Annotated in this window: 6 protein-coding genes; 5 read left to right on the top strand and 1 reads right to left on the bottom strand. The window is 47.0% G+C overall.

Features of this window, described 5'->3' with window-relative positions; translation table 11 throughout:
- Nucleotides 1-367: 367 nt before the first annotated feature.
- The 5 genes from ACLR2L_RS18890 (at nt 368) to ACLR2L_RS18870 (ending at nt 4,487) form a co-directional block, all read left to right on the top strand.
- Nucleotides 368-793, top strand: coding sequence for a hypothetical protein (locus ACLR2L_RS18890; RefSeq protein WP_413370405.1), 426 nt, complete (start codon nt 368-370; stop codon nt 791-793).
- A complete protein-coding gene (locus tag ACLR2L_RS18885) occupies nt 793-1,017 on the top strand; it encodes a helix-turn-helix transcriptional regulator (protein ID WP_413370403.1) in 225 nt (74 codons plus the stop codon). Before ACLR2L_RS18890 ends, ACLR2L_RS18885 begins: the two co-directional genes overlap by 1 nt.
- A 265-nt stretch (nt 1,018-1,282) precedes the next feature.
- Nucleotides 1,283-1,549: an OadG family protein gene (locus ACLR2L_RS18880; RefSeq protein WP_413370401.1), complete on the top strand. Its 267-nt coding sequence runs from the start codon at nt 1,283-1,285 to the stop codon at nt 1,547-1,549.
- An 18-nt stretch (nt 1,550-1,567) separates the two neighbouring features.
- Nucleotides 1,568-3,352, top strand: a complete 1,785-nt coding sequence (gene oadA / locus ACLR2L_RS18875) for a sodium-extruding oxaloacetate decarboxylase subunit alpha (protein WP_413370399.1) — start codon at nt 1,568-1,570, stop codon at nt 3,350-3,352.
- Nucleotides 3,353-3,356: 4 nt separating this feature from the next.
- A complete protein-coding gene (locus tag ACLR2L_RS18870; RefSeq protein ID WP_140956051.1) occupies nt 3,357-4,487 on the top strand; it encodes a sodium ion-translocating decarboxylase subunit beta in 1,131 nt (376 codons plus the stop codon).
- Between the two features lie 17 nt (nt 4,488-4,504).
- Here the strand turns inward: ACLR2L_RS18870 and ACLR2L_RS18865 are convergent.
- A partial coding sequence (locus ACLR2L_RS18865) for an ATP-binding cassette domain-containing protein (protein WP_413370397.1) occupies nt 4,505-4,856 on the bottom strand: 352 nt, incomplete at its 5' end.

Here is a 4,856-nt window from a genome sequence, read left to right as displayed (position 1 = left end):
TAGAGTACCTGGCTACGAACCAGGCGGTCGGAGGTTCGAATCCTTCCACACGCGCCACATTCCAAAAGCCCGTTCAATGCGAACGGGCTTTTTTGTTTCTGACGCTTATACTAATTCAATACCAGCTTCGCCATCCTTGGCGTGTCATTCAGCACTATGTGTAATATCACCTGCATAGCGGTTGTTACTTATCTGTTCACCAAAAGGGTCTCCTTATGACCTGGATCACGACATTCTCCGGGCAAATTTTCTATCGTGAATGCGGTTCGACATATTTGCTAACAGTTTGGCATGTTAAAAATTTTTGACATTGACTGGTAGTGCGCAAATAATGACCATGTCAAAAATACTTAACATGGAGAACATTATGTCATTTCAGGAAAAGTCAGCCTGGATCATGGCCTTGGCGCTAATTGTTACAACGGGTATGTGTAGCTGGTCTGTGTACGAAGCTTCTGTTGCAGCCGGGAGCCTTGTGTCACCCAGCTTATCGATGATTTCATCCTATACATTAATGCTGGTCGTAATAGTGGTTGTTGGGCAGATTGTCATAAGCATTCGTTCACCCAAACAAGCGTCCACACCAGCCGATGAGCGAGAGATAGACATCGAGCGTCGCTCTGGCTATACGTCGGGTTGGGTTATTGGCATTGGTGTTGTGTCGGCCTTATTGAACTATTTGCACTGGAACGATGGTGATCTGTTGTTTTATATGGTGCTCGGGAGTACAGCGCTTTCAGCTATCGTGGACTATGTTTATCGCATTGTGTTGCATCGGAGTGCGTTGTTCTGATGGCTAAGCTACTTCCGATATCAAATTGTATAAAGACGCTCAGAGAACGCCACGGTGAAATGACACAGTCACAGTTGGGGGAAGCTGTAGGTGTAACGCGTCAGACTGTCGCTGCTATTGAACAGAGGCGTTATTCTCCCTCTTTGGAAACCGCATTTCGGATTGCAAGGGAGTTTAACGTAGGTATTAACGACGTTTTTGAGTGGGATGAATCGTCTGTATAAATGGTATTATCACTCATGTTTATGTGGCAAATAAATTATGTTTATGTGTATGGTGGGGTTTTAGATGCTGCTTACTAACATGGTTTTGGTGTTCACGAAATCTATGGGATGTATCACTGTATGAATATATTATTCATAAAAGCGAATAAATATTTCAGTTAAAGCAATTTAATTGGTTTTTTATGCATTTCAAACAGGTGTTTGTATTGTGTTTTACGTACCGTCGTGGTACTTATTCTGTTCCAAAATTTGGCCGGGAAAATTTATGTCCGCACAATCTATCAACGAATTATTGTTCGAAGCCGCGACGTTACTCATTGTAGGGATGGGCTTTGTATTCGTATTTCTTACTCTATTGATCGTGGCGGTAAATTTACTGAAAGTGTTCTGTGAACGTTTTCCGGGTCAGGAGCCTAAAACGCCAACCAGAACACCGTCCAAGACTGCACGAACAGCACAGGTAAATGAAGATAAAAATATCGTTGCCGCTATTACTGCCGCCGTGCATGCACACCGCCAAGCTAACCGTTAACACACTTTAGGAGCTCACATGTCAAAGCCACTGGCCATTACCGAACTGGTGCTTCGGGATGCACATCAGTCCCTGCTTGCTACCCGAATGCGCATAGAGGATATGCTACCCATTGCCGAAAAACTCGACAAGGCGGGCTATTGGTCTATCGAATCCTGGGGTGGGGCTACATTCGACTCCTGTATTCGTTATTTAGGCGAAGATCCGTGGGAGCGTATCCGTTTGCTGAAGAAGGCAATGCCAAACACGCCACAGCAAATGCTGCTACGCGGTCAAAACCTGCTGGGTTATCGCCATTATGCCGACGACGTGGTAACACGCTTTGTAGAACGTGCGCACGACAACGGTGTAGACGTATTCCGTATTTTCGATGCAATGAACGATGTGCGCAATCTGGAAACGGCAGTAAAAGCCGCTGTGAACTGTGGAGCACATGCTCAGGGAACGATTTCCTACACAGTGAGCCCGGTTCACAACCTGCAGTTGTGGCTGGATATGGCCAAGCAGCTTGAAGACATGGGTGTGCACTCCATTTGTATTAAAGACATGGCTGGTTTATTAAAGCCTTATGAGTGTGAAACACTGATTAAAGAGCTGAAGAAAACCGTTCAGGTACCCATCGCAATGCAATGCCATGCAACGACCGGACTGAGCACGGCAACTTATCAGAAAGCCATTGATGCTGGTATCGACATTCTGGATACCGCTATTTCTTCAATGAGTATGACTTATGGTCACTCTGCAACTGAAACCATTGTATCGATTCTGGAAGGTACAGAACGCGATACGGGTCTGTCACTGCCTGAATTAAGTGACATTGCGGCCTACTTCCGTGAAGTTCGCAAAAAATATGCAAAATTCGAAGGCAGCCTGAAAGGGGTAGACGCCCGTATTCTGCTGGCACAGGTACCTGGTGGTATGCTAACCAATATGGAAAGCCAGCTTAAAGAACAAGGTGCGGAAGACAAGTTTGACGAAGTACTGCTGGAAATTCCCCGTGTACGCGAAGATTTGGGTTTTATTCCACTGGTTACTCCAACCTCGCAAATTGTTGGCACACAGTCGGTACTGAACGTGCTTACCGGTGAGCGCTATAAGAGTATTACCAAAGAAACAGCCGGCGTACTGAAAGGTGAATACGGTGCGACAGCTGCGCCAGTAAATGCCCAATTGCAACAACGCGTACTGGATGGTGGCGAGGCAATAACTTGTCGTCCGGCGGATTTGATTGACCCAGAGTTGGCTAAGCTTGAAACTGAGCTGGACACGCTGGCAAAAGAAAAAGCCATTACACTGGCTAAAGACAAAATCGATGACGTACTGACCTACGCACTGTTCCCGCAAATTGGTCTTAAGTTCCTGGAAAATCGCGGTAATCCGGATGCGTTTGAACCAGCACCAACAGCGCAATCAGAAGTTAAACCCACACCGGTTGCATCAACCGCTTCTTCAGCCGGTGCGCCAGCCAGTTACGATGTGCGCGTAGATGGCAAGGTGTACAGTGTGGAAGTAGCTGCTTCTGGCCAGTTAGGCGCTATTACGCCTGTGGCTGCTGCGGCATCGGCACCTGCTGCACCCGTATCAACAGGCGGTCAAACCGTAAAAGCGCCGCTGGCAGGTAATGTGTTTAAAGTATTGGTAAGTCCGGGTGAGCATGTCAGTAATGGCGACGTGGTGATTATTCTGGAAGCCATGAAAATGGAAACAGAAATTCGAAGTGCGTTTGACGGCACAGTGTCTGCGGTACTGGTAAAAGACGGCGACAGCGTAACCAGCGGACAGCCGCTGATTGAGTTAGGGTAATTCCATGGAACAATTAGCAATATTGTGGGATAGCACCGCCCTGGCGCATTTTGAGCTGGGTCAGGTGATTATGATGGCAGTAGGTGCTTTACTACTGTATCTGGCGATTGTGCACGGCTTTGAACCTTTGCTGTTGTTCCCAATTGGCTTTGGTGCGGTTCTGACTAACATTCCCCTGGCTGGATTTACTGAACCCGGTGGATTGTTGTATTACATTTACGAAGTGGGTATCCATTCTGGGGTTTTCCCGCTGCTCATTTTTATGGGCGTTGGTGCAATGACCGATTTCGGCGCACTCATAGCCAATCCGCGTATGTTATTGCTGGGGGCGGCTGCTCAATTTGGCATTTTTGCCACCTTGTTTGGGGCGATTGCACTTAATTTCATTCCCGGATTTGATTTTACGCTTAAAGATGCCTCGGCCATAGCCATCATTGGTGGCGCAGACGGGCCTACGGCGATCTTCCTGGCCTCCCGGTTGTCTCCTGATTTACTGGGAGCCATTGCTGTAGCAGCTTATTCCTATATGGCGTTGGTACCGATTATTCAGCCGCCAATTATGAAAGCTTTGACTACGCCGGAAGAGCGGAAAATTGAAATGGCACAACTGCGCCATGTCAGCAGAAAAGAAAAGATTCTGTTTCCGTTAGGTGTGTTACTGCTAACCATTTTATTTTTACCTTCAGCGACGCCATTAGTGGGCATGTTCTGCTTTGGTAACCTGATGAAAGAATGTGGTGTAGTAGACCGCTTAAGCAAAACGGCTCAGAATGAGTTAATTAACATTGTTACTATTTTCCTTGGTTTAGCGGTAGGTTCAAAACTGTCTGCCGATAAGTTCCTTACCGTTGAAACACTGGGGATCCTCGGATTAGGTGCAATCGCGTTTGCAATTGGTACTGCTGCAGGTGTAATAATGGCCAAGATAATGAACCGCTTTAGTAGCGCTTCTATTAATCCACTGATTGGCGCGGCAGGCGTGTCTGCTGTACCTATGGCAGCAAGGGTGGCAAATAAAGTGGGCCTGGAAGCAAACCCACACAACTTTTTGTTAATGCATGCCATGGGGCCCAATGTAGCAGGGGTACTTGGATCAGCCGTTGCCGCAGGTGTATTGTTGGCTCTGGTAGGTTAATTTAACTCAAATGCAGATCACCGCAGCGAATGCTGCGGGATCAAAGACTGATACGACAACACCAGTTTTTTGGTTGTTTCATGCTGAGGCCATCGAAAGATGGTCTCTGTTTTTCCACTCTCAATAATCTGTCCGCCATCCATCACAATCACTCTGTCTGCAATGTGTCTTACGATCCCCAGATTGTGGGAAATAAAAATGAATGCCAGGCCCATTTCCTGTTGAAGTTTCAATATCAGGTTTACCGTTTGAGAACGAATGGTGGGGTCAAGAGCGGCAAAGGGCTCATCGGCAATCAACACTTTAGGTTCTGGTAAGATAGCCCTTGCCAGTGCGACACGCTGTTGCTGTCCGTCTGACAACATATGG

The organism is Alteromonas sp. AMM-1 (genome assembly GCF_047290655.1).
Classification (GTDB): domain Bacteria; phylum Pseudomonadota; class Gammaproteobacteria; order Enterobacterales; family Alteromonadaceae; genus Alteromonas; species Alteromonas mangrovi.
The sequence above is the reverse complement of the archived record's forward strand: the minus strand, read 5'-3'. Positions and strand labels throughout refer to the sequence as shown.

Excerpts from the sequence above, each read along its gene's own strand:
- ACLR2L_RS18890 (WP_413370405.1), top strand. The coding sequence starts at position 368 with ATGTCATTTCAGGAAAAGTCAGCCTGGATCATGGCCTTGGCGCTAATT.
- ACLR2L_RS18885 (WP_413370403.1), top strand. The coding sequence starts at position 793 with ATGGCTAAGCTACTTCCGATATCAAATTGTATAAAGACGCTCAGAGAA.
- ACLR2L_RS18880 (WP_413370401.1), top strand. The coding sequence starts at position 1,283 with ATGTCCGCACAATCTATCAACGAATTATTGTTCGAAGCCGCGACGTTA.
- oadA (WP_413370399.1), top strand. The coding sequence starts at position 1,568 with ATGTCAAAGCCACTGGCCATTACCGAACTGGTGCTTCGGGATGCACAT.
- ACLR2L_RS18870 (WP_140956051.1), top strand. The coding sequence starts at position 3,357 with ATGGAACAATTAGCAATATTGTGGGATAGCACCGCCCTGGCGCATTTT.